Origin of the sequence: uncultured Lacinutrix sp., assembly GCF_947500325.1 — a bacterium.
Lineage (GTDB): Bacteria > Bacteroidota > Bacteroidia > Flavobacteriales > Flavobacteriaceae > Lacinutrix.
This window is the reverse complement of record NZ_CANMRQ010000124.1, coordinates 1-215: the sequence shown is the minus strand read 5'-3', so window position 1 is coordinate 215 and position 215 is coordinate 1. Positions and strand designations below refer to the sequence as shown.

The window sequence follows — 215 nt, the reverse complement described above, 5'->3', positions numbered from 1 at the left end:
GCAGCAATTCTGTCTGCTTCTTCTTTTGCTAATCTATCCGCTTCCGCTTGAGCAGCAATTCTGTCTGCTTCTTCTTTCGCTAATCTATCCGCTTCCGCTTGAGCAGCAATTCTATCTGCTTCTTCTTTCGCTAATCTATCCGCTTCGTTTTGAGCAGCAATTCTATCCGCTTCTTCTTTCGCTAATCTATCAGCTTCTAACTTAGCTAGTCTATC

At 43.3% G+C, this 215-nt stretch carries 1 pseudogene; it reads right to left on the bottom strand.

The features are described from left to right. A pseudogene (locus Q0997_RS20455) lies at window positions 1-215 on the bottom strand (hypothetical protein); the annotation flags it as partial.